The following is a 23,196-nucleotide window of genomic DNA, read 5'->3' on the forward strand; positions in this document are numbered from 1 at the left end:
CGCAAGCACATCACGTGTCGCTTGCAGCTTGACGCTTACGGCTGCACCCAGGGCACCAACCATTGCGCAGAGGAACGCGCCAGATGCTCAGTCAGCAACCCCAGCAATTGCCCGCCATTGCGCCAATGATGCCAGTACAGCGGCACATCGATCGGCTTATCTGGCAGCAGCTCCAGCAATTGGCCGCGTGCCAGCTGTTCGCGTACTTGCAGTTCCGGCACCAGGCCCCAGCCCAGGCCAGCCTCCGTAAGACGGATAAACCCCTCCGAAGACGGGCACAAATGGTGCTCGAACCCGCCATTGACCCCGAGCGACGCCAGGTAGCGATGCTGCAGAAAGTCATCCGGGCCGAACACCAATGCCGGGGTGCGGGCCAATTGTTCGGCGCGCACGCCCTGGGGGAAATGGCGCTGGATAAAGGCCGGGCTGGCCAGGGCGCGATAACGCATGGCGCCCAACAGCAGGCTGCGCGCACCGGCCACCGGCCGCTCGCTGGCACAGACACAAGCCGCCACTTCCCCGGCGCGCATGCGCTTGAGGCCGACGGTCTGGTCTTCGACCACCAGGTCTAGCAGCAGGTGCTGTTCAGCACAGAAATCCCCCACCGCCTCGGCCCACCAGGTGGCCAGGCTGTCGGCATTGAGGGCGATGCGCAGGCGCTCCGGCAGGCCTTCTTCATCCAGCGCCGGCACCAGGCTCTGCAGGTCGCGTTCGAGCAGACGCACCTGCTGCACATGGTTGAGCAGGCGCCGGCCGATCTCCGTCGGCGCCGGCGGCGTGGCTCGTACCAGCACCGGCTGCCCGACCCGGGCCTCCAGCAATTTGATGCGCTGGGAGATGGCCGATTGTGACAGCCCCAGCACCTGGGCCGCGCGTTCGAACCCCGCCTGCTCGACCACGGCGGCCAGGGCCGAGAGCAATTTGTAGTCGAACATCAGTTTTCCTAATGAGCGATCAGTAATATTGGTTTTTCTTATACAACCTTGAACCGGAGAATAGCCAGCATGCCTCTTCGATCAAGGACTTCTTTCATGGCCGGTGAAACCACCCTCGCCACGTTGCTGCGCAGCATGAGCCCGCAGCTCAATGCCGGCGAATACGTATTCTGCTGCATCGCCGACGCCAGCCAGCTTCAGGGCTGTGAAGCGGTGGGCAGCTTTCGCGAACAGGAAGGCCTGACCGTCATTCTCGAACGCGCCCAGGCCGAACGCCTGGGCCTTGGCTTCGACTATGTCGCTGCCTGGATCACCCTCAACGTGCATTCGGCATTGCAGGCCGTCGGCCTGACCGCCGCCTTCTCCGGTGCCCTGGGCCAGGCCGGTATCAGCTGCAACGTGATGGCCGGCTATTACCACGACCACCTGTTTGTCGGCCTGGAAGATGCCGGACGGGCCATGGATGTATTGCAGCAACTGACCGCGGGCCAGGAGTAAGGACTATGTGGCAAAGCTATATCAACGGCCTGCTGGTCGCCGCAGGGCTGATCATGGCGATCGGCACCCAGAACGCCTTTGTCCTGGCGCAGAGCCTGCGGCGCGAGCATCACCTGCCGGTGGCGGCACTGTGCGTGACCTGCGATGCGTTACTGGTTGCGGCCGGCGTCTTCGGCCTGGCCACTGTGCTGGCCCAGAACCCGACCCTGCTGGCCGTGGCGCGCTGGGGCGGCGCGGTGTTCCTGATTTGGTACGGCAGCCAGGCCCTGCGCCGCGCCTGCTCGAAACAAAGCCTGCAACAGGGCGAAAACCAGGCCGTACGCTCCCTGCGCGCAGTGCTGCTCAGTGCCCTGGCGGTGACCCTGCTCAACCCCCATGTCTACCTCGACACGGTGCTGCTGATCGGCTCCCTGGGGGCGCAGCAAACTGAGCCTGGGGCCTACGTGGTCGGTGCCGCCAGTGCCTCGCTGCTGTGGTTTTTCACCCTCGCCCTGGGCGCGGCATGGCTCGCTCCGTGGCTCGCGCGGCCGAGCACCTGGCGGATTCTCGACCTGCTGGTGGCGGTCATGATGTTCAGCGTCGCGTGGCAATTGATCAGCGCCGGCTGACTTATTCCAAAAGGCTCTGGAACCTCTATCCCACACAGTTGTTGCGTGGTTTTGCCGCACCCCCGGTGCTATGATCCAGCCCCTGCGCCGCAAAGAGTACAAACTCCCCGGCGCTTGTTTGGCCGCCCGTGATCGGCCTTGCGCTCACCGCAACTGACCTGATTAGGAGAATCATCATGGCTTTCGAATTGCCGCCGCTGCCCTACGCACACGATGCCCTGCAGCCGCACATCTCCAAGGAAACCTTGGAATTCCACCACGACAAGCACCACAACACCTACGTCGTGAACCTGAACAACCTGGTGCCAGGCACCGAGTTCGAAGGCAAGACCCTGGAAGAAATCGTCAAGACTTCCTCGGGCGGTATCTTCAACAACGCCGCTCAGGTCTGGAACCACACTTTCTACTGGAACTGCCTGGCGCCAAACGCCGGCGGCCAACCTACCGGCGCCCTGGCTGAAGCCATCAACGCGGCTTTCGGTTCGTTCGACAAGTTCAAAGAAGAATTCACCAAGACGTCCGTCGGCACCTTCGGTTCCGGTTGGGGCTGGCTGGTGAAAAAGGCTGACGGTTCACTGGCCCTGGCCAGCACCATCGGCGCCGGCAACCCGCTGACCAGCGGCGATACCCCGCTGCTGACCTGCGATGTCTGGGAACACGCTTACTACATCGACTACCGCAACGTGCGTCCGAAGTACGTCGAAGCGTTCTGGAACCTGGTCAACTGGAAATTCGTCGCTGAGCAATTCGAAGGCAAGAACTTCGTTGCCTAAGCGCGTTTTGCAGTAGAAAAAAGCCCGGCATTGCCGGGCTTTTTTCGTCCGTAGCCTGGGATATGTCTTGCCCCAAAGCGATGGCGCGCTAACATCTACTCAGTAAAAAATATGACCTGCCCCTCAAGTTGCAGGGCCTCGCTACCGACACATTATCAATGGGCCAAAATGCTCCTAATCAGTGCATTCCGGCCAAGCCTACCGGCGAAATATCCTGAGCACGATTGTCTCTTTGACTGCCAACACGGGATTGCCAATACTCATGGCAACTTGACGCTACGCGCACGGAACAAGGAATAGCCCTTTGAAGCTGGAACTCAAAAACAGCTTGTCGGTGAAGTTGCTCCGGGTTGTGCTGCTGTCGGCACTGATCGTGGGCGTAGTCTTGAGCTGCGCGCAAATTGTCTTCGACGCCTACAAGACTCGGCAGGCGGTGGCCAACGATGCCCAGCGCATTCTCGACATGTTTCGCGACCCATCGACCCAGGCGGTCTACAGCCTGGACCGGGAAATGGGGATGCAGGTCATTGAAGGGCTGTTTCAGGACGATGCCGTGCGCATGGCCTCCATCGGCCATCCCAACGAAACCATGCTCGCGGAAAAAAGCCGTGAGCTGCAGCAATCCCCCAGTCGCTGGCTCACCGACCTGATCCTCGGCCAGGAGCGCACCTTTACCACGCAGTTGGTGGGTCGCGGCCCCTACAGCGAATATTACGGCGACCTGAGCATCACCCTCGACACCGCCACCTACGGCAAGGGCTTCATTGTCAGTTCGGTGATCATTTTCATTTCCGGCGTCCTGCGTGCCCTGGCCATGGGCCTGGTGCTGTACCTGGTGTATCACTGGCTGCTGACCAAGCCGCTGTCGCGCATCATCGAGCACCTGACCACCATCAACCCGGACCGTCCCAGCGAACACCAGATTCCACTGCTCAAGGGCCACGAGAAAAACGAACTGGGGATCTGGATCAACACCGCCAACCAGTTGCTGGCCTCCATCGAACGCAATACTCACCTGCGCCACGAAGCGGAAAACAGCCTGTTGCGCATGGCCCAGTACGACTTCCTGACCGGCCTGCCCAACCGCCAGCAATTGCAGCAGCAACTGGACAAGATCCTGGTGGACGCCGGGCGCCTGCAACGCCGAGTCGCGGTGCTGTGTGTCGGCCTGGATGACTTCAAGGGCATCAACGAACAGTTCAGCTACCAGACCGGCGACCAGTTGCTGCTGGCCCTGGCCGACCGCCTGCGTGGCCACAGTGGTCGCCTCGGCGCCCTCGCGCGCCTGGGCGGCGACCAGTTCGCCCTGGTCCAGGCCGATATCGAACAACCCTATGAAGCCGCGGAACTGGCCCAGAGCATCCTCGACGATCTGGAAGCGGCGTTCGCCCTCGATCATCAGGAAATACGCCTGCGCGCCACCATCGGCATCACCCTGTTTCCCGAAGACGGCGACAGCACCGAGAAGCTGCTGCAAAAAGCCGAGCAGACCATGACACTGGCCAAGACTCGGTCGCGCAACCGTTATCAGTTCTATATCGCCAGCGTCGACAGCGAGATGCGCCGCCGTCGCGAGCTGGAAAAAGACCTGCGCGAAGCCCTGGTGCGCGAACAGTTCTATCTGGTCTATCAACCGCAGATCAGCTACCGCGATCACCGCGTGGTCGGGGTCGAGGCATTGATTCGCTGGCAGCACCCGGAGCACGGCCTGGTGCCGCCGGACCTGTTCATTCCCCTGGCCGAACAGAACGGCACCATCATCGCCATCGGCGAATGGGTGCTGGACCAGGCCTGCCGGCAACTGCGCGAGTGGCACGACATGGGTTTCAGCGACCTGCGCATGGCGGTCAATCTGTCCACGGTGCAACTGCACCACGCCGAGCTGCCGCGGGTGGTCAACAACCTGCTGCAGATCTATCGCCTGCCACCGCGCAGCCTGGAGCTGGAAGTCACCGAGACCGGCCTGATGGAAGACATCAGCACCGCCGCCCAGCATCTGCTGAGCCTGCGCCGCTCCGGCGCACTGATCGCCATCGACGACTTCGGCACCGGATACTCCTCATTGAGCTATCTCAAGAGCCTGCCTCTGGACAAGATCAAGATCGACAAGAGCTTCGTTCAGGACCTGCTGGATGACGATGACGATGCAACCATCGTGCGGGCGATCATCCAGTTGGGTAAAAGCCTGGGCATGCAGGTGATTGCCGAGGGTGTGGAAACCGCCGAGCAAGAGGCCTACATCATCTCCGAAGGCTGCCATGAAGGTCAGGGCTATCACTACAGCAAACCCCTGCCGGCCCGGGAGTTGAGCGCCTACCTGAAACAAGCCCAGCGCAGCAACGCGGCGATCCTCTGAGCGGGCAACCGCGCAACGGGGCTTGATCCAGCGCAACCGTCCCGCGAATAAGAAATATTTCCAAGAGCAACCCTTTACACATAATGCAAATCTTTCGCATTATGTGGCAGTTTTGCGCGCCCCCGCGCCTGTCCACCCCTCTCGAAGCAGGATGTTCGCCATGATTCGTATGCCTCTGGCTACCGCCAGTCTGTTGGCCATCGCTATTTCCCTCGCCGGTTGTGGCGAAGGCAAAGACAAGGCCGCCGCGCCTCAAGCGCCGACCCCAGCCACCAGCACTGCCACTCCTGCGGCAGACGCCAGCGCCGGCAAGGTCGACGAAGCCGCAGCCAAGGCCGTTGTCGCGCACTACGCCGACCTGGTCTTCGCCGTGTTCAGCGATGCCGAATCCACCGCGAAGAACCTGCAAACCGCAGTCGACGCCTTCCTCGCCAAGCCGAACGCCGACACCCTGGCCGCCGCCAAGACTGCCTGGATCGCCGCCCGCGTGCCTTACACCCAGAGCGAAGTGTTCCGCTTCGGCAACACCATCATCGACGACTGGGAAGGTCAGGTGAACGCCTGGCCCCTGGACGAAGGCCTGATCGACTACGTCGACAAGAGCTACGAGCACGCGCTGGGCAACCCGGGCGCCACCGCCAACATCATCGCCAACACTGAAGTCCAGGTCGGCGAAGACAAGGTCGACGTGAAAGACATCACTCCGGAAAAACTCGCCAGCCTCAATGAGCTGGGCGGTTCCGAAGCCAACGTCGCCACCGGCTACCACGCCATCGAATTCCTGCTCTGGGGCCAGGACCTCAACGGCACCGGTCCAGGCGCCGGCAATCGCCCAGCCTCGGACTACCTGGAAGGCGCCGGCGCCACCGGTGGCCACAACGATCGTCGTCGTGCCTACCTCAAGGCCGTAACCGACCTGCTGGTCAGCGACCTCGAAGAAATGGTCGGCAACTGGAAGCCGAACGTGGCCGACAACTACCGCGCCACCCTGGAAGCAGAACCGGCTGAAACCGGCCTGCGCAAAATGCTCTTCGGCATGGGCAGCCTGTCCCTCGGCGAACTGGCGGGCGAGCGCATGAAGGTTTCCCTGGAAGCCAACTCCCCTGAAGACGAGCAGGACTGCTTCAGCGACAACACCCACAACTCGCACTTCTACAACGCCAAGGGCATCCGCAACGTCTACCTGGGCGAGTACACCCGCACCGACGGCACCAAGCTGACCGGCGCCAGCCTGTCTTCCCTGGTGGCAAAAGCCGACCCGGCCGCCGACACCGCGCTCAAGGCCGACCTGGCCGACACCGAAGCCAAGATCCAGCTGATGGTCGATCACGCCAACAAAGGCGAGCACTACGACCAACTGATCGCGGCCGGCAACGACGCGGGCAACAAGATTGTGCGCGACGCCATCGCCGCCCTGGTCAAGCAGACCGGTTCGATCGAACAGGCCGCCGGCAAACTGGGGATCAGCGACCTGAACCCGGACAACGCCGATCACGAGTTCTGATCCACGCTGCATAAAAAAGGCGACCTTCGGGTCGCCTTTTTGTTGCCTGCCCCACGCAATGGCTGGCAGACCCCGCCCAGCTTGTCCTGGGTCAAACCAAACGATAATTCCTCTTATTCAAATTTCGTCGCCCTGTTAGACTTTGCGCCCTTGTTTTGCTCGTCTTGCAGGATGTCCGATGCCCTTGTCGCTGCTTCGCTGGTCTGCGCTATTCATGGCCCTGAGCCTGAGTGCCTGCGATGACGCCCCGCGTTTCACCAAGGCCGAACCTGGCGAAGCCCGCTCAGGCGGCGCGGCCACGGTACGCAAGACCGATCAGAACGCCTTCTCCCTGCCCTCGGCCAACCTGTCGCCCACGCGGCGCCTGGACTTCAGCGTCGGCAACAGCTTTTTCCGCAGCCCCTGGGTGATCGCTCCGTCCACCACCACGGCCCGCGATGGTCTTGGCCCGCTGTTCAACACCAACGCTTGCCAGAACTGCCACATCAAGGACGGCCGCGGCCATCCGCCCACGCCAGATGCCGCCAACGCGGTGTCGATGCTGGTGCGCCTGTCGATCCCCAACGACCCGGCCTACGCCAAGCTCATCGAACAGGTCGGTATCGTGCCGGAGCCGGTGTATGGCGGGCAGTTCCAGGACATGGCCATCCCCGGCGTGGCCCCGGAAGGCAAAGTGCGCGTGGAGTACGACCCGGTCAGTGTGCGGTTCAAGGACGGCACCGAGGTCGAGTTGCGCAAGCCAAGGTTGCTGCTGACTCAGTTGGGCTATGGGCCGATGCACCCGGACACCCGGTTCTCGGCCCGCGTGGCACCACCGATGATCGGCCTCGGCCTGCTGGAGGCCATCCCCGAGGCGGCGATCCTGGCCAATGCCCAAGCCCAGGCCAGCGCCAAAAACGGCATCGCCGGCCGCCCCAATCAGGTCTGGGACGATGCCCTGCACAAAACCGTGCTCGGGCGTTTTGGCTGGAAAGCCGGGCAACCCAACCTCAATCAACAAAATGTTCACGCGTTTTCTGGTGATATGGGCCTGACCACCAGCCTGAGACCGTTCGATGACTGCACCGACACCCAGACCGCCTGCAAACAAGCCCCCACTGGCAACGGCCCCGACGGTGAGCCGGAAGTCAGCGACAACATCCTGCGCCTGGTGCTGTTCTACAGCCGCAACCTGGCCGTTCCGGCCCGCCGCGATGTCGGCTCGCCGCAGGTCCTGGCCGGCAAGAATCTGTTCTTCCTGGCCGGTTGCCAGTCCTGTCACACCCCCAGCTACACCACGGCGGCCAATGCCGCCGAGCCCGAACTGGCCAACCAGGTGATCCGCCCCTACAGCGACTTGCTGCTGCATGACATGGGCGAAGGCCTGGCCGACCACCGTACCGAGTTTCTGGCCGGCGGCCGGGACTGGCGTACACCGCCACTGTGGGGCGTCGGCCTGACGCAGACGGTCAGCGGTCACACCCAGTTCCTGCATGACGGCCGCGCCCGCAACCTGCTCGAAGCCGTGCTCTGGCATGGCGGCGAAGCCCAAGCGGCGCAGCAACAGGTTTTATCTTTCAATGCCGAACAGCGTGCAGCGTTGCTGGCATTCCTGAATTCTCTATAAGCTTTTCTCCATTAAAAAAGGGAGCCCGACCATGTTTCGTCCCAAATTGCTGTTTACCAGCCTTGCCGCCCTCGCCCTCGGCGCCTGCTCGCCGCAGGACCCGCAGGCCGTGACCTCCGCAGCCATCGCCAAGCAGGTGATCCTGCCGACCTACAGCCGTTGGGTCGAGGCCGATCGTCAACTGGCGGTCAGCGCCCTGGCGTTCTGCGAAGGCAAGGAAAACCTCGACACCGCCCGTGCCGACTTCCTCCACGCGCAAAAAGCCTGGGCCGAGTTGCAACCGCTGCTGATCGGGCCGCTGGCCGAGGGCAATCGCTCGTGGCAGGTGCAGTTCTGGCCGGACAAGAAAAACCTGGTGGGGCGCCAGGTCGAGCAACTGGTCACCGCCAACCCGCAGATCGATGCGGCGGCGCTGGCCAAGTCCAGCGTGGTGGTACAAGGCTTGTCGGCCTATGAGTACATCCTGTTCGACAGCAAGATCGACATGGCCAACAGCGAGCAGAAAGCCCGCTACTGCCCTTTGCTGACCGCCATCGGCGAACGTCAGAAAACCCTGGCCGAAGAGATCCTGTCGAGCTGGAACAGCAACGACGGCATGCTGGCGCAGATGAGCAAGTTCCCCAACCAGCGCTACGCCGATTCCCATGAAGCAATCGCCGATCTGCTGCGGGTCCAGGTCACGGCCCTGGACACGTTGAAGAAAAAACTCGGCACGCCGATGGGCCGCCAGAGCAAGGGCATCCCTCAGCCATTCCAGGCTGATGCCTGGCGCAGCCAGTCGTCCCTGCAGAGCCTGGAAGCCAGCCTGAGCGCGGCGCAGACGGTCTGGGCCGGGGTCGACAACAAGGGCCTGCGTGGCCTGCTGCCGGCTGAGCAAAAGCCGCTGGCCGACAAGATCGATGCCGCCTACGCCGCGTCCCTGAAACTGTTCGCCAGCAGCCAGCGTTCCCTCAGCGAAATGCTCAGCGACGATGCCGGCCGCCAGCAACTCAACGATATCTACGACAGCCTCAACGTGGTCCACCGCCTGCACGAAGGCGAACTGGCCAAGGCGCTGGGCATCCAACTGGGCTTCAACGCCAACGACGGTGACTGATCATGCTGCGACGTCAGGCCGTGGCGCTCGGCAGCCTGCTGCTGAGCGCGGTCACCCTGGGCGGCTGGAAGCTGTTCAAGCAACAGAATCAAAGCCCTTTGCTGCTGTCGGCCAGGGATGATGGCGACGGTCAGCATTATGCGGTCGGCTACCGCCTGGATGGCCAGCAAGTGTTCGCCACCCAGGTCGGCCAGCGCTGCCACGACATCATCAATCACCCGACGTTGCCGATGGCGCTGTTCGTGGCCCGGCGCCCGGGCACCGAGAGTTACCTGATCGACTTGCGTGACGGCCGTCTGCTGCAGACCCTGAGCTCGCAGCCGAACCGGCACTTCTACGGCCATGCGGTGATCCATCACCGCGGCGACTGGCTGTACGCCACCGAAAACGACACCACCGATCCCGGTCGTGGCCTGCTGGGCCTGTACCGATTCGAGGGGGAGCGACTGGTGCACAGTGGCGAGATTTCGACCCACGGCATCGGTCCGCACCAGGTGTCGTGGATGCCCGATGGCGAAACCCTGGTGGTGGCCAACGGCGGCATCCGCACCGAGGCCGAGAGCCGGGTTGAAATGAACCTCAATGCCATGGAGCCGAGCCTGGTACTGATGCGCCGCGACGGCACCCTGCTGAGCAAGGAAACCCTGGCCCAGCAGATGAACAGCGTGCGCCACCTGGGTATCGCCAGCGACGGCACCATCGTCGCCGGCCAGCAGTTCATGGGCGCCGCCCACGAGTCCTCCGAGCTGTTGGCGATCAAGCGTCCCGGGCAGCCCTTCGTCGCCTTCCCAGTGGCCGAGGAACAACTGCAAGCCATGGGGCATTACACCGCCAGCGTCGCAGTACACAGTGATTTGCGCCTGGTGGCCCTCACCGCGCCCCGGGGCAACCGCTTTTTTATCTGGGACCTGGACAGCGGCGAACTGCGCCTGGATGCACCCCTGCCGGACTGCGCCGGTGTCGGTGCGATCGCCGACGGCTTTGTCGTGACCTCGGGCCAGGGCCGTTGTCGCTTTTACGACTGCCGCCAGAAACAACTTGTGGCAAAACCCCTGGAGCTGCCCGCAGGCCTCTGGGATAACCATTTGCATCTGATCTAGCCGCTCCCCCCTTCGCCGCCCCTGGCGAAGGGGCTCCAGTTGAATGGATTGTCATCTGGAAGCCCCCGAAAAGACGGAGTAATGTGCCCGGCTATCCACGCTTTTTATTCCCGGCTTTTTGTCCAAGGAAACGGAATATGCTGCGCCGCCGCATGCTGATCATGTTGGGTATCGTCCTGTTAATCGTGCTGCTGCTGGCGGGCTACAAAGCCTTCTCCATCTACCGGCAGATTCAGGTGTTCTCGGCCCCACCGCCGCCGATCAGCGTCGCCGTGGCCACCGCCAGCGAGCGCCCCTGGCAAAACCGCCTGCCCACTGTCGGCACCCTCAAGGCCCTGCAGGGCGTCAACCTGAGCCTGGAAATCGCCGGCACCGTCAAAGACCTGCAGTTCGAGTCAGGGCAACAGGTCAAGGCCGGGCAAGCGCTGCTGCAACTCGACAGCGCAGTGGAAAGCGCCCTGCTGGAAACCGCCCAGGCCGACCTCGGGCTAGCCCAGCTGGATTTCGGTCGCGGCAGCCAACTGGTTGGCAGCCAGGCCATTTCCAAAGGCGAATTCGACCGGCTCTCGGCGCAGTTGCAAAAGAACAAAGCCACGGTCAATCAGCTGAAAGCCGCGCTGGCCAAGAAACGCATGCTCGCGCCCTTCAGCGGCACCATCGGCATCCGCCAGGTGGACATTGGCGACTACCTGGCCAGCGGCACGGTGATCGCTACCCTGCAGGACCTGAGCAGCCTCTACGTCGACTTCTACATTCCGGAACAGTCGGTGCCGAAAGTCGCCCTGGGCCAGCCGGTGCAGATCAGCGTCGCGGCCTACCCCGGGGAACAGGTCGAAGGCAAAATCAGCGCCATCAACCCCAAGGTCGAAAACAGCACGCGCAACGTGCTGGTCCGCGCCACCCTGGCCAACCCGGGCGGCAAGCTGCTGCCGGGGATGTTCGCCAACCTGCAAGTGCTGCTGCCGGATCCACAGGCAAAAATCGTGGTCCCGGAAAGCGCCATCGCCTACACCCTCTACGGCAATTCGCTGTACGTGGTGGCCCACAGGAAAGCGGCGGACGGCAGCGAGGAAAAAGACCCTCAGGGCCAGCCGATCCTGATCGCCGAGCGGCGCTACGTCGAAACCGGCGAACGTCGGGACGGCCTGGTGCTGATCAACAAGGGCGTGGCCAAGGGCGAGCAGGTGGTCAGCGCCGGGCAGATCAAGCTGGACAACGGCGCGCACATTGCCATCAGCCCGGACAAGCTGCTGCCCGATCATCAGAACAGCCAGCCACGTACTGACTGATCAAGGAATCACCATGGCTTTTACCGACCCGTTCATTCGTCGCCCGGTGCTCGCCACCGTGGTCAGCCTGCTGATTGTGCTGCTGGGCTTCCAGGCCTGGAGCAAGTTGCCCCTGCGCCAATACCCGCAGATGGAAAACGCCTTGATCACGGTGACCACGGCCTACCCCGGCGCCAACGCCGAGACCATCCAGGGCTATATCACCCAGCCGCTGCAACAGAGCCTGGCCAGTGCCGAAGGCATCGACTACATGACCTCGGTCAGCCGCCAGAACTTCTCGGTGATTTCGATCTACGCGCGCATCGGCTCCAACAGCGACCGCCTGTTCACAGAACTGTTGGCCAAGGCCAACGAGGTCAAGAACCAACTGCCGCAAGACGCCGAAGACCCGGTCCTGAGCCGGGAGGCCGCCGACGCCTCGGCGCTGATGTACATCAGCTTCTTCAGCAAGGAGCTGAATAACCCGCAGATCACCGACTATCTGTCGCGGGTCATCCAACCGAAGCTGGCGACCCTGCCGGGCATGGCCGAGGCCGAGATCCTTGGCAACCAGGTGTTCGCCATGCGCCTGTGGCTGGACCCGGTCAAGCTGGCCGGCTACGGCCTGAGCGCCAGTGACGTGACCGATGCCGTGCGCCGCTACAACTTCCTGTCGGCGGCCGGCGAGGTCAAGGGCGAGTACGTGGTGACCAGCATCAACGCCAACACCGAGCTCAAATCCGCCGAAGCCTTTGCCGCGATTCCGCTGAAAGTCGACGGTGACAGCCGGGTCCTGCTCAGCGACGTGGCACGGGTGGAAATGGGCGCGGAGAACTACAACGCCATCAGCTCTTTCGCCGGCACGCCTTCGGTCTACATCGGCATCAAGGCGACTCCCGGCGCCAACCCGCTGGATGTGATCAGGGAAGTGCGCAAGCTCATGCCCGAGCTGGAGTCCCAGCTGCCGCCCAACCTCAAGGTCGAGATTGCCTACGACGCCACGCTGTTTATCCAGGCCTCGATCAACGAGGTGCTCAAGACCCTGTTCGAAGCCGTGCTGATCGTGATTGTGGTGGTGTTCCTGTTTCTCGGCGCCCTGCGCTCGGTGGTGATCCCGGTGGTCACCATCCCGCTGTCGATGATCGGCGTGATGTTTTTCATGCAATTGATGGGCTACTCGATCAACCTTTTGACCCTGCTGGCCATGGTACTGGCCATCGGCCTGGTGGTGGACGATGCGATTGTGGTGGTGGAGAACATCCACCGGCATATCGAAGAGGGCAAGACACCGCTGGACGCAGCCATCGAGGGCGCCCGGGAAATCGCCTTGCCGGTGGTTTCGATGACCATCACCCTGGCCGCGGTGTATGCGCCGATCGGGTTCCTGACGGGGCTGACCGGAGCGCTGTTCAAGGAGTTCGCCCTGACCCTGGCCGGGGCGGTGGTGATTTCCGGAGTGGTGGCCCTGACCCTGTCGCCGATGATGTGCGCGCTGTTGCTGCGCCACGATGCAAACCCCAGTGGCCTGTCCCACCGTCTCGACCAGATATTCGAGGGCCTCAAGCGCCGCTACCAGCGCATGCTTCACGGCACCCTCAACACCCGGCCGGTGGTGCTGGTGTTCGCGTTGATCGTGCTGTGCCTGATTCCGCTGCTGCTCAAGTTCACCAAGTCGGAGCTGGCCCCGGACGAGGACCAGGGGATCATTTTCATGATGGCCTCGGCCCCACAACCGGCCAACCTGGACTACCTCAACGCCTACACCGATGAGTTCATCACGATCTTCAAGGAGTTCCCCGAGTACTACTCATCGTTCCAGATCAACGGCTTCAACGGCGTGCAGTCAGGGATCGGCGGCTTCCTGCTCAAGCCCTGGAGCGAGCGCAGCCGGACTCAGATGCAAATCCTGCCGGAGGTGCAAGGCAAGTTGAGCTCCATCGCCGGGCTGCAGGTGTTTGGCTTCAACCTGCCGTCCCTGCCGGGCACCGGGGAGGGCCTGCCCTTCGCGTTCATCATCAACACCCCCAATGACTACGAGTCGTTGCTGCAAGTGGCCGAGCGCATCAAGAAACGCACCATGGAGTCCGGCAAATTCGCGTTCGTCGACCTCGACCTGGCCTTCGACAAACCGGAAGTAGTGGTCGATATCGACCGCGCCAAGGCGGCGCAGATGGGGGTTTCAATGCAGGATCTGGGCAGCACCCTGGCCACCTTGCTGGGGGAGGCGGAAATCAACCGTTTCACCATCGACGGCCGCAGCTACAAGGTGATCGCCCAGGTCGAGCGGGCCTACCGCGACAACCCCGAATGGTTGAACAACTACTACGTGAAAAATACCCTGGGCCAGGCGTTGCCGCTGTCGACCCTGATCACCGTCACTGACCGCGCGCGTCCCCGGCAGTTGAATCAGTTCCAGCAACTCAACGCGGCCACCATGTCCGGCGTGCCCATCGTCAGCATGGGCGAGGCGATCGAGACCGTGCGTCAGATTGCCCGTGAGGAAGCACCGGCGGGTTACGCCTTCGACTATGCCGGTGCCTCCCGTCAGTTTGTGCAGGAAGGCAGCGCGCTCTGGGTCACCTTTGGCCTGGCACTGGCGATTATTTTCCTGGTGCTGGCCGCGCAGTTCGAGAGCTTTCGCGATCCACTGGTGATTCTGGTGACCGTGCCGCTGTCGATCTGCGGGGCGTTGATTCCGCTGTTTCTCGGCTGGTCGAGCATGAACATCTATACCCAGGTCGGACTGGTGACCCTGATCGGGCTGATCACCAAGCACGGGATCCTGATCGTTGAATTCGCCAACCAACTGCGCAAGGACAAGGGCCTGACCCCGCGTCAGGCAGTTGAAGAGGCCGCCGCCATACGCCTGCGTCCGGTACTGATGACCACTGCGGCCATGGTCTTTGGCATGGTGCCCTTGATCCTGGCCACCGGTGCGGGGGCCGTCAGCCGTTTTGACATCGGCACCGTGATCGCCACCGGCATGTCCATCGGTACCCTGTTCACCCTCTTCGTATTGCCGTGCATCTACACCTTACTGGCCAAGCCGGACAGATAAGCGCCAACACAGTAAAAGGCCTCGCAATGCGAGGCCTTTCAGGTGGGCTTGCTGCTCTTCAACTTTGCGGCCTCATTCCCTGAGTCATGCCGAACATGAATAACAACAGATCATGGTCGGGCTTGACCACCGCAGAGGCTTTGGCCACTCGTGGCAGAGGGCAATGCGCATCGCTGTGCATTGCACTGAGCACTTGCGTACGCGGCTGCTCCCAGGCAGCCACGGCCAGTGAGGCGACCACCAGGGCACCTACCAGAAACAAACCTCGTGCAACTTCTAGCTTCATCGCTATAAACCTTTGATAGCGCTGCCAAACGCCGTCTTGTAAAAGTAGTAGAGTTTGTCCCAGTCCGTGGCATTCCACGACGAATGGCGACGCAGTTGTTTCATGTCATGGGCCGCCGCTCGTTGACGGGACAGGCGTTGCCGACACTTCTCGAAATCCAGCAGCGCCACCTCGACCTCGGCCGACGCCCCGCTCCCGGTGACCTTGACGAACACATGCTTGGCATATAGGCAACCGTGCTGCCAACGCCCCTGATGCATGCGCGCCAGGGTCTGGGCCAATTCCTTGAGCAAACGATCATGCAGCGCTTCGTCGTGACGCTCACGCTCGCCCGCGGCGTACCAGTTTTCCACTTCCACAAAGCCCTCGAGCGCCGCGGTGACCAACAGCGCCCGCCACTGGTGCTCGGGATCACGTTGCGCACCACAGAACACCAGCTCCGGCACCCGCACGTCCAACAGACGCAAGCCCTTAAGGGCGGTCTCCTCACGCAACACAGTGGGGCGACCAAAGGGGTGCAGCCAACTGCGATAAATATGCCCGGTCTGACGTTTTACATAGAGCAAACGGCCGTTGATGCCCGAAACCCGCTGCACACCGCTTTCCCCGCCTCGACGTCGATTGGGCTCTTCAACCCATTCGCCGTGTTGATTCCAAAAATAATCGAAGCGATCTGCGTGCGCGACGTCCATTTCCGATGCACATTCAACAGCCATCCTGTTACCTCTTACGTAGTACGTAAACCCGCCACATAGCGTAGAGCGGGAAAAAATCCAGACGATCCTGGACGCGAAAACCTGCCTGTTCAAATTCTTGTTCTACCGTGGCCGCAGGTAACACAAACCGGTTCTGGTAACCCTGCTCCCCGTTTTCCTCGAGCCGCTGGCGCTCCATGCGCTTGCGTTTCCAGGCCTTGAAATTACCGTCAACCCAGAGTGAAACGATGACGCTATCGCGGGTAACCCGCTGAAATTCCTGCAACAAGGCGACCCTATGCGCCGACTCACCAATGTGGTGTAGCAGACGCATTGAGAAAATGCTGTCGACTGCGTTATCTGGCAGATCGATGGCAAATGCAGAGGTCTGCAAGGGTTGTACCCGTTTTACCACCTCACCCGGTTGGGCCACGGTGGCTATCTTCAACATGGATGCGGAATTATCAGCACCAATGATCACGCGGTTGGCTTTTTCCGCCAGCAATGGCCAGAAGCGCCCGGCTCCACACGGCAAATCGAGCACCAGCCCCGGCTCACCGGCCAGGGCCAGGGCGGCACGGGCCAACTGCTCATCACGCCGATGGGACAATTTGCGCGCAAGACCGTTCTGGTGCTTGAGCAAATAGTCCTGGGCATGCTGATCGTCGTACTTTTCGGAAAATTCCAGCTTGATCGGGGTCGCCATCATCAAAGTCTCCTGCAACTGATGGCGCCACTTTAGGTAGCGGACTGTCAGCGTCAGGTCATGCCTTTGTGAAAACTTTGTCCCGTCCACGGCGAAAATATTACAGATTTTTACAGCTTATCCGAGGTGGCATGGGGCCACATGGCAGCAGATAAACGGCAAAGAGCAATGCCCCGGAGAACCGGGGCATAGGGAGGGTTCAGGCTTTGGCCTGGTTCAAATCCACCTGAAAGCGGCAACCGTTCGGGGTCATGGTGCTCAAGGTCACGGTCCAGCCCTGGTTTTCGCAGATCCGTTGCACCAGCGACAAGCCCAGGCCCAGGCCTTCGCCGCGCTTTTCATCGCCGCGGACAAAGGGCTCGAACATCGCTTCGCGCTTCTCCTCCGGGATGCCGACACCGCTGTCTTCGACCACAAAACCCTGAGGCTGCAAGGTGAGGCGGATGTAGCCCTGCTCGGTGTAGTGCAACGCGTTGCGCAGCAGGTTACCCATCACCGCGTGCAGGAAGGTCGCGTTATAGCGGGTGTCCAGGGGTTGTCCGGGTTCGAAGATGAGCTCGATGCCCTTATCGCGGATCGGCCCGCTCCAGAGCCCGATCAAATCATCGGCCACCTGGCTCAGCGTCAACTGCGGCGACATGCTCGCATCTTCACGCTGGGCCCGCGCCAGCATCAGGAACGTCTGCACCAGCTCGCGCATTTCCTCGCAGGCACGGGCGATGCGTTCGACCTGGGCGCGACCGCGCTGGTCGATGCAGGGGTTTTCCAGCAACAACTCGCAGGAGCTGGCCAGCACCATCAGCGGCGTGCGCAGCTCATGGCTGACATCGCTGGTAAACAGCCGTTCGCGACTCAGGGCCTGGCGCAAGCGGCCCAGGGTGGCGTCGAACGCCACCGCCAGCTCGCCGACTTCATCCGCCGCGTAGTCGGGCGCCAGCGGCGGGGCCAGGCCCAACAGTTGGTCGCGATGGCGGACCTGACGCGCCAGGCGCACCACCGGAGCCATGACGCGTCGCGCCAGGATCCAACCAAGAAACACCGCCAGCGCCAGGCTGAGGACAAACCCCACCAGCACCACAGCGAACAGCACCCGCTCGCGCTCTTCGAAATCACTTTGGTCCTGCAGCAGGACATAACGCCGTCCGTCGACGACCTCGACCATGGCGTGGTACGACAGCTGCTCGCGAAACACCTCATGGAACCCGGGATCCAGATGGCGCAGATCCTTGGGCAATTCGAAATCACCACGGCCGCCACTGTAGTAAAACAGCTGGTCCGGCTCCGGGCGATGGCTCCAGTCACTGACGTTGTCCATCAGCAACAGCCGCTGCAGATCGCCCCCCAGCCCTGCGGAAATCAGTTTTTCCTCGACCAGATGCACAGTGGCAACGATGCCCATGGCGAAGGCGCCCGCCACCAGCGCACTCATCAGGGCAAAGGCAATGATGATCCGCTGGGCAAGGCTTTGCTTAAACTCCATCTCGCCCCTCGGCCAGGCGATAACCGACGCCGTGCACAGTGTGCAGCAGGGGTTTGGCAAACGGCTTGTCGATCACCTGCCGCAACTGGTGCACATGGCTGCGCAGACTGTCGCTGTCAGGGCAGTCATCGCCCCACAGCGCTTCCTCGAGAATCTCGCGCCGCAGCACATGGGGGCTTTTCTGCATCAGGACCGCCAGCAGCTTCAGCCCCACCGGGTTGAGCTTGAGCAAACGCCCCTCACGGGTGACCTCCAGGGTGTCTAGGTCATAGCTCAGGTCACCAACCTGCAACGCGCGGCGCCCGCCGCCCTGGGCCCGGCGCATCACGGCTTCGATGCGCGCGGCCAGCTCGGACAGGGCAAAAGGCTTGACCAGGTAGTCGTCGGCCCCGGACTTGAAGCCCAGCAGTCGGTCATCCAATTGATCGCGGGCAGTGAGCATGATCACCGGGGTGTCGCGCCGGGCGTCTTCGCGCAGGCGCTTGCACAGGGTGTAGCCATCGATTCCGGGCAGCATGATGTCGAGCACGATCAGGTCGTAATGCTCGGTGGCGGCCAGATGCAAACCTGACAAACCGTCCTGCGCACAGTCGACGGTGTAGCCCTTGAGCCCCAGGTAGTCGGCCAGATTGGCCAAAATATCGCGGTTGTCTTCAACCAATAAAATTCGCATCGGCACTTTCTCCACACGCTGTTACGGCCGTCTTGGCTCGCGCAGCTTACGGCCAAGCGCAGCTCAGAGCCAGAACTGCGCGAACAGCACTCCGGCCGCGGTGCCGACGGTGCCCGGCGCTTAACAAGTTTTTCACTATCGGTTCACAACCTCTCTACAGTGGCGCCTCCACACTCCCCCCATTGAATAATAAGGAATGTTAACAATGGACCTGCTCAAGTCAGCGCCGTTGCGTTTTCTGCTGCTTCTGACCAGCTCCTGGCTGGTGATTTTCCTCCTAACCCGCAGCGTGTTGCTGATCACCCACCTGGACGAGGCCGGAAGCCATTTCCTGCCGCTGTTCGGGATCGGCGTGCTCTATGACCTGGGTTTCCTGGCCTACGCCGCGTTGCCCCTGGGCCTGTATCTGTTGCTGTGTCCGCCGGGCCTGTGGCGCCGCAAAGGCCATCGCTGGTTTCTCCAGGGCCTGCTGTGCGTCAGCCTGTTCGCGATGCTGTTCACCGCCGTCGCGGAGTGGTTGTTCTGGGATGAGTTCGGGGTGCGCTTCAACTTTATTGCCGTGGATTACCTGGTGTACTCCGACGAGGTGCTGAACAACCTCCTGGAGTCGTACCCGATCGGCACCTTGCTGAGCATTCTCGCGGTCCTGGCGATTGCACTGAGTCTGGCCCTGCGCAAACCGTTCAACGCGGCACTCGATGCACCGTTACCAGCACTGCGTGGACGCCTGGTCAGTGCACTGGGCCTGGCGCTGCTTGCCGGGGCCAGCCTGCAACTGCTCAGCCAGGACAGCCCCCGTGCACAGGGTGGCAATGCCTATCAGAATGAACTGGCGAGCAACGGGCCCTATCAATTCTTTGCGGCATTTCGCAATAACGAACTCGACTATCCGCAGTTCTATCGCAGCCTGCCGGCGCCAATCGTGGCCCGCCAATTGCGCGACGAACTCAGCGAACCCAATGCGCGCTTTATCGGCAATGACCCACTGGATATCCGCCGGGTCATCGATAACCCGGGCACGCTGCGCAAAGCCAATATCATCCTGGTGACCATTGAAAGCTTCAGCGCCAAGTACATGGGCAGCAACGGCGACGAGCGCAACCTGACACCGAACCTCGACGCCCTGCGAAAACAGAGCCTGTACTTCAACAATTTCTACGCCACCGGAACCCGCACCGACCGGGGCCTGGAAGCCATCACCCTGGCCATCCCCCCCACTCCGGGGCGCTCGATCGTCAAGCGCGTCGGCCGTGAAAGCGGCTTCGCCAGCCTGGGCCAGCAACTCAGCGCCATCGGCTACGACAGCGTGTTCGTCTACGGTGGCCGTGGTTACTTCGACAATATGAACGCGTTCTTCGGCGGCAACGGCTATCGCGTGGTCGATCAGAGCAGCGTCGAAGAGTCGCAAATCCACTTCAAAAATGCCTGGGGCATGGCCGACGAAGACCTCTACCAGCAAACGCTCAAGCTGGCGGACGCCGACTATGAGAAGCAACAACCGTTTCTATTGCAGTTGATGACCACGTCCAACCACCGCCCCTACACCTACCCCGATGATCGGATCGATATCAAATCCGGCAAGGGTCGTGACGGCGCGGTGAAATACACGGACTACGCCATCGGCCAGTTCCTCGAGGCCGCGCGGCAAAAGCCCTGGTTCGACAACACCATTTTCGTGTTTGTCGCCGACCACACAGCGGGCAGCGCCGGCAAGGAAGACTTGCCGATCACCAACTACCAGATCCCGCTGTTCATCTATGGACCCAAACTGATCGAAGCCCGGGAAACCGCGCAGTTGGCCAGCCAGATCGACCTGGCCCCAACCCTGCTCGGCCTGCTCAACCTGGACTATCAATCGACCTTCTTCGGCCGCAACTTGCTGCAGGACAACCCGCTGCCGCCTCGCGTGGTGGTCGGTAATTATCAGCACCTGGGGCTATTCGATGGCCAGGATCTGGCTATCCTCAGCCCACGCCAGGGACTGCGCCGACATGACCAGGCGTTGGGCGACAGCCGTGAATCCCAGGCCGAGGCCAGCGACCCGCTGATTACCCGAGCCATCACCTACTACCAAGCCGCCAGCTATGACTTCAAGCAACAGCTGCTGGGCTGGAAACCCGCGCCAAAAGCTTCGGTCGAGATCAGCGTGCGTTAAGCGAAAGGCCCCGGAGCCATCGCCCCGGGGCCTTTCAAGCATTGTGGATGCTGGCTTTCCTGCCCTCTCCTTCTGCCTCTCTCGCCTGCGCCCCATTTCACTACTTGGAAGTATCCTGCCACTTCACGCAGCACCGGCCCCTGCGCAGTGGCGCCAGTGATTCAGGGAGCACTCGCAAAGCGTTACAAGCCAGGCCTGCCAACAAGCAGGCATAAAAAAGCCCCGCCTGCTAAACGCAGGCGGGGCTTTTCAGTACAGCGGGTAAGGCTGGCTTACATCATGCCGCCCATGCCGCCCATACCGCCCATGTCTGGCATACCGCCGCCAGCTGGAGCGTCTTCTTTGATCTCGGCGATCATCGCTTCGGTGGTGATCATCAGGCTGGCGATGGAAGCCGCTGCCTGCAGAGCCGAACGAGTCACTTTAGCTGGGTCAAGGATGCCCATCTCGATCATGTCGCCGTATTCGCCGGTAGCAGCGTTGTAACCGTAGTTACCCGAACCCTGCTTGACCTTGTCGACCACAACGCTTGGCTCGTCGCCGGAGTTGGCAACGATCTGACGCAGTGGCGCTTCAACAGCGCGACGCAGCAGTTGGATACCAACGTCCTGATCGGCGTTGTCGCCTTTCAGTTCGCTGATGGCTTGCAGAGCGCGAACCAGTGCCACGCCACCGCCAGGTACCACGCCTTCTTCAACGGCTGCACGGGTAGCGTGCAGGGCGTCTTCAACGCGGGCTTTCTTCTCTTTCATTTCAACTTCGGAACCAGCGCCAACCTTGATCACTGCAACGCCGCCGGACAGCTTGGCCAGACGCTCTTGCAGTTTTTCACGGTCGTAGTCGGACGAAGTGTCAGCCACTTGCTGACGGATCTGCAGAACGCGAGCCTGGATGTCAGTCTCAACGCCAGCGCCGTCGATCACGGTGGTGTTTTCTTTGGACAGGATCACGCGCTTGGCATTACCCAGGTGCTCCAGGGTAGTGCTTTCCAGGCTCAGGCCGATCTCTTCGGAGATAACGGTACCGCCAGTCAGAACAGCGATGTCCTGCAGCATTGCCTTGCGACGGTCGCCGAAGCCCGGTGCCTTGACGGCAGCGACTTTGACGATGCCACGCATGTTGTTCACAACCAGAGTCGCCAGGGCTTCGCCTTCAACGTCTTCGGCCACGATCAACAGTGGACGGCCGGCTTTGGCAACGGCTTCCAGTACTGGCAACATTTCGCGGATGTTGGAGATTTTCTTGTCAACCAGCAGGATCAGCGGACCGTCCAGCTCGGCAGTCATGGTCTCTGGCTTGTTGACGAAGTACGGGGACAGGTAGCCACGGTCGAACTGCATGCCTTCAACAACCGACAGTTCGTTTTCCAGGCCCGAGCCTTCTTCAACGGTGATCACGCCTTCTTTACCGACTTTTTCCATGGCTTCGGCAATGATGTCGCCGATGGAGCTGTCGGAGTTGGCCGAGATAGTGCCGACCTGAGCGATGGCCTTGGTGTCAGCGCAAGGCTTGGACAGGGCTTTGAGCTCTTTGACGATAGCGATGGTCGCTTTGTCGATACCGCGCTTGAGGTCCATTGGGTTCATGCCGGCAGCGACGGCTTTCAGGCCTTCGTTGACGATCGACTGAGCCAGAACGGTAGCGGTGGTGGTGCCGTCGCCTGCGTCATCGTTGGCACGGGAGGCAACGTCTTTGACCAGCTGCGCGCCCATGTTTTCGAAGCGATCTTTCAGCTCGATTTCTTTGGCGACGGAAACGCCGTCCTTGGTGATGGTCGGAGCGCCGAAGCTCTTCTCGATGATCACATTACGGCCTTTCGGGCCCAGGGTCGCTTTTACTGCGTCAGCCAGGACGTTGACACCGGCGAGCATTTTCTTACGGGCGGAATCGCCGAATTTAACTTCTTTAGCAGCCATGATCGATATTCCTTAAATACTTTGTAGTAACGGGAAAATGAGCGGGGAATCAGCCTTCGATAACAGCGAGAATCTCGTTCTCAGCCATTACCAGCAGGTCTTCGCCGTCTACTTTCACAGTGTTGCTGCCGGAGTAAGGGCCGAACACAACCTTGTCACCCACTTTCACGGCCAGCGCACGTACTTCACCGTTGTCCAGCACGCGGCCGGTACCGACAGCAAGGATTTCACCGCTGTTGGCTTTTTCGGCAGCCGAACCTGGCAGAACGATCCCGCCAGCGGTTTTCTTTTCTTCTTCGCTGCGACGGATGACGACGCGGTCATGCAGAGGACGAAGCTTCATTGTCGATCTCTCCTAATTGTGGTTTTAAGCGGCCGGTGTGGATGCCGGCGGGTTAGCAAATCCGGCGTTGCCGGTTGCGACTCGACAAGCGAGCCGCGGAAGTCTGTCTGGCGTAACCACCAGAAACCTTGCGGTGACCG

19 protein-coding genes are annotated in these 23,196 nt (G+C 61.5%); 11 read left to right on the forward strand and 8 right to left on the reverse strand.

Annotated elements, in window-relative coordinates; all coding sequences use genetic code 11:
- Window positions 1–35: 35 nt before the first annotated feature.
- Window positions 36–935 (reverse strand): LysR family transcriptional regulator ArgP, encoded by a 900-nt coding sequence (locus ACOZJV_RS23455; RefSeq protein WP_078471903.1) that lies wholly within the window; start codon window positions 933–935, stop codon window positions 36–38.
- A gap of 96 nt (window positions 936–1,031) precedes the next feature.
- On the opposite strand from ACOZJV_RS23455, the gene ACOZJV_RS23460 reads away from it, so the two are divergent.
- The 10 genes from ACOZJV_RS23460 to ACOZJV_RS23505 all read left to right on the forward strand — a co-directional run bounded on the left by ACOZJV_RS23460 (window position 1,032) and on the right by ACOZJV_RS23505 (window position 14,802).
- Complete coding sequence (locus ACOZJV_RS23460) at window positions 1,032–1,433, forward strand: ACT domain-containing protein (protein ID WP_421548625.1); 402 nt, start codon at window positions 1,032–1,034, stop codon at window positions 1,431–1,433.
- Between the two features lie 5 nt (window positions 1,434–1,438).
- Entirely contained in the window at window positions 1,439–2,041 is a 603-nt protein-coding gene (locus ACOZJV_RS23465) for a LysE/ArgO family amino acid transporter (protein ID WP_020298615.1), read from the forward strand.
- A 176-nt stretch (window positions 2,042–2,217) separates the two neighbouring features.
- Entirely contained in the window at window positions 2,218–2,814 is a 597-nt protein-coding gene (locus ACOZJV_RS23470) for a superoxide dismutase (RefSeq protein ID WP_078471905.1), read from the forward strand.
- A 304-nt stretch (window positions 2,815–3,118) separates the two neighbouring features.
- Window positions 3,119–5,170 (forward strand): putative bifunctional diguanylate cyclase/phosphodiesterase, encoded by a 2,052-nt coding sequence (locus tag ACOZJV_RS23475; RefSeq protein ID WP_020298613.1) that lies wholly within the window; start codon window positions 3,119–3,121, stop codon window positions 5,168–5,170.
- A 160-nt stretch (window positions 5,171–5,330) separates the two neighbouring features.
- Window positions 5,331–6,674, forward strand: a complete 1,344-nt coding sequence (locus ACOZJV_RS23480; protein ID WP_078471907.1) for an imelysin family protein — start codon at window positions 5,331–5,333, stop codon at window positions 6,672–6,674.
- Between the two features lie 178 nt (window positions 6,675–6,852).
- Window positions 6,853–8,280, forward strand: a complete 1,428-nt coding sequence (locus ACOZJV_RS23485) for a di-heme oxidoredictase family protein (RefSeq protein WP_421548626.1) — start codon at window positions 6,853–6,855, stop codon at window positions 8,278–8,280.
- A 31-nt stretch (window positions 8,281–8,311) separates the two neighbouring features.
- A complete protein-coding gene (locus tag ACOZJV_RS23490; RefSeq protein ID WP_020298610.1) occupies window positions 8,312–9,376 on the forward strand; it encodes an imelysin family protein in 1,065 nt (354 codons plus the stop codon).
- Between the two features lie 2 nt (window positions 9,377–9,378).
- Window positions 9,379–10,476: a DUF1513 domain-containing protein gene (locus tag ACOZJV_RS23495; protein WP_421548627.1), complete on the forward strand. Its 1,098-nt coding sequence runs from the start codon at window positions 9,379–9,381 to the stop codon at window positions 10,474–10,476.
- A 137-nt stretch (window positions 10,477–10,613) separates the two neighbouring features.
- Window positions 10,614–11,765 carry an efflux RND transporter periplasmic adaptor subunit gene (locus ACOZJV_RS23500; RefSeq protein ID WP_078471911.1) on the forward strand — a complete coding sequence of 384 codons (1,152 nt, stop codon included), beginning with the start codon at window positions 10,614–10,616 and terminating at the stop codon, window positions 11,763–11,765.
- A 13-nt stretch (window positions 11,766–11,778) separates the two neighbouring features.
- Window positions 11,779–14,802, forward strand: a complete 3,024-nt coding sequence (locus ACOZJV_RS23505) for a multidrug efflux RND transporter permease subunit (RefSeq protein WP_421548628.1) — start codon at window positions 11,779–11,781, stop codon at window positions 14,800–14,802.
- A 58-nt stretch (window positions 14,803–14,860) separates the two neighbouring features.
- On the opposite strand, the gene ACOZJV_RS23510 is transcribed toward ACOZJV_RS23505, so the two are convergent.
- The 5 genes from ACOZJV_RS23510 to colR all read right to left on the reverse strand — a co-directional run bounded on the left by ACOZJV_RS23510 (window position 14,861) and on the right by colR (window position 18,642).
- On the reverse strand, window positions 14,861–15,088 hold the full coding sequence (locus ACOZJV_RS23510; RefSeq protein ID WP_020298606.1) for a hypothetical protein: 228 nt from the start codon (window positions 15,086–15,088) through the stop codon (window positions 14,861–14,863).
- 2 nt (window positions 15,089–15,090) lie between these two features.
- Window positions 15,091–15,804, reverse strand: a complete 714-nt coding sequence (locus tag ACOZJV_RS23515) for a lipopolysaccharide kinase InaA family protein (protein WP_078471913.1) — start codon at window positions 15,802–15,804, stop codon at window positions 15,091–15,093.
- Between the two features lie 4 nt (window positions 15,805–15,808).
- Window positions 15,809–16,489, reverse strand: a complete 681-nt coding sequence (locus tag ACOZJV_RS23520; protein WP_078472052.1) for a class I SAM-dependent methyltransferase — start codon at window positions 16,487–16,489, stop codon at window positions 15,809–15,811.
- A 199-nt stretch (window positions 16,490–16,688) separates the two neighbouring features.
- Entirely contained in the window at window positions 16,689–17,969 is a 1,281-nt protein-coding gene (locus tag ACOZJV_RS23525) for a sensor histidine kinase (RefSeq protein ID WP_421548629.1), read from the reverse strand.
- A complete protein-coding gene (gene colR / locus ACOZJV_RS23530; protein WP_020298602.1) occupies window positions 17,959–18,642 on the reverse strand; it encodes a two-component system response regulator ColR in 684 nt (227 codons plus the stop codon). The genes ACOZJV_RS23525 and colR overlap by 11 nt, the downstream gene beginning before the upstream one ends.
- A 205-nt stretch (window positions 18,643–18,847) precedes the next feature.
- Between colR and ACOZJV_RS23535 the strand changes: the two genes are divergently transcribed.
- Entirely contained in the window at window positions 18,848–20,797 is a 1,950-nt protein-coding gene (locus tag ACOZJV_RS23535) for an LTA synthase family protein (protein ID WP_421548630.1), read from the forward strand.
- Between the two features lie 272 nt (window positions 20,798–21,069).
- On the opposite strand, the gene groL is transcribed toward ACOZJV_RS23535, so the two are convergent.
- Both groL and ACOZJV_RS23545 read right to left on the reverse strand, forming a co-directional pair.
- Entirely contained in the window at window positions 21,070–22,713 is a 1,644-nt protein-coding gene (groL, locus tag ACOZJV_RS23540) for a chaperonin GroEL (RefSeq protein ID WP_020298600.1), read from the reverse strand.
- 49 nt (window positions 22,714–22,762) lie between these two features.
- Entirely contained in the window at window positions 22,763–23,056 is a 294-nt protein-coding gene (locus tag ACOZJV_RS23545) for a co-chaperone GroES (RefSeq protein WP_019827816.1), read from the reverse strand.
- Between the last annotated feature and the right edge of the window lie 140 nt (window positions 23,057–23,196).

Origin of the sequence: Pseudomonas sp. QD4, assembly GCF_049199125.1 — a bacterium.
In the GTDB taxonomy this organism is placed as follows: domain Bacteria; phylum Pseudomonadota; class Gammaproteobacteria; order Pseudomonadales; family Pseudomonadaceae; genus Aquipseudomonas.

Bases quoted from the DNA above. Each gene is read 5' to 3' on its own strand.
- ACOZJV_RS23455 (WP_078471903.1), bottom strand. From the start codon at position 935: ATGTTCGACTACAAATTGCTCTCGGCCCTGGCCGCCGTGGTCGAGCAG.
- ACOZJV_RS23460 (WP_421548625.1), top strand. From the start codon at position 1,032: ATGGCCGGTGAAACCACCCTCGCCACGTTGCTGCGCAGCATGAGCCCG.
- ACOZJV_RS23465 (WP_020298615.1), top strand. From the start codon at position 1,439: ATGTGGCAAAGCTATATCAACGGCCTGCTGGTCGCCGCAGGGCTGATC.
- ACOZJV_RS23470 (WP_078471905.1), top strand. From the start codon at position 2,218: ATGGCTTTCGAATTGCCGCCGCTGCCCTACGCACACGATGCCCTGCAG.
- ACOZJV_RS23480 (WP_078471907.1), top strand. From the start codon at position 5,331: ATGATTCGTATGCCTCTGGCTACCGCCAGTCTGTTGGCCATCGCTATT.
- ACOZJV_RS23485 (WP_421548626.1), top strand. From the start codon at position 6,853: ATGCCCTTGTCGCTGCTTCGCTGGTCTGCGCTATTCATGGCCCTGAGC.
- ACOZJV_RS23490 (WP_020298610.1), top strand. From the start codon at position 8,312: ATGTTTCGTCCCAAATTGCTGTTTACCAGCCTTGCCGCCCTCGCCCTC.
- ACOZJV_RS23495 (WP_421548627.1), top strand. From the start codon at position 9,379: ATGCTGCGACGTCAGGCCGTGGCGCTCGGCAGCCTGCTGCTGAGCGCG.
- ACOZJV_RS23500 (WP_078471911.1), top strand. From the start codon at position 10,614: ATGCTGCGCCGCCGCATGCTGATCATGTTGGGTATCGTCCTGTTAATC.
- ACOZJV_RS23505 (WP_421548628.1), top strand. From the start codon at position 11,779: ATGGCTTTTACCGACCCGTTCATTCGTCGCCCGGTGCTCGCCACCGTG.
- ACOZJV_RS23510 (WP_020298606.1), bottom strand. From the start codon at position 15,088: ATGAAGCTAGAAGTTGCACGAGGTTTGTTTCTGGTAGGTGCCCTGGTG.
- ACOZJV_RS23515 (WP_078471913.1), bottom strand. From the start codon at position 15,804: ATGGCTGTTGAATGTGCATCGGAAATGGACGTCGCGCACGCAGATCGC.
- ACOZJV_RS23520 (WP_078472052.1), bottom strand. From the start codon at position 16,489: ATGGCGACCCCGATCAAGCTGGAATTTTCCGAAAAGTACGACGATCAG.
- ACOZJV_RS23525 (WP_421548629.1), bottom strand. From the start codon at position 17,969: ATGGAGTTTAAGCAAAGCCTTGCCCAGCGGATCATCATTGCCTTTGCC.
- colR (WP_020298602.1), bottom strand. From the start codon at position 18,642: ATGCGAATTTTATTGGTTGAAGACAACCGCGATATTTTGGCCAATCTG.
- ACOZJV_RS23535 (WP_421548630.1), top strand. From the start codon at position 18,848: ATGGACCTGCTCAAGTCAGCGCCGTTGCGTTTTCTGCTGCTTCTGACC.
- groL (WP_020298600.1), bottom strand. From the start codon at position 22,713: ATGGCTGCTAAAGAAGTTAAATTCGGCGATTCCGCCCGTAAGAAAATG.
- ACOZJV_RS23545 (WP_019827816.1), bottom strand. From the start codon at position 23,056: ATGAAGCTTCGTCCTCTGCATGACCGCGTCGTCATCCGTCGCAGCGAA.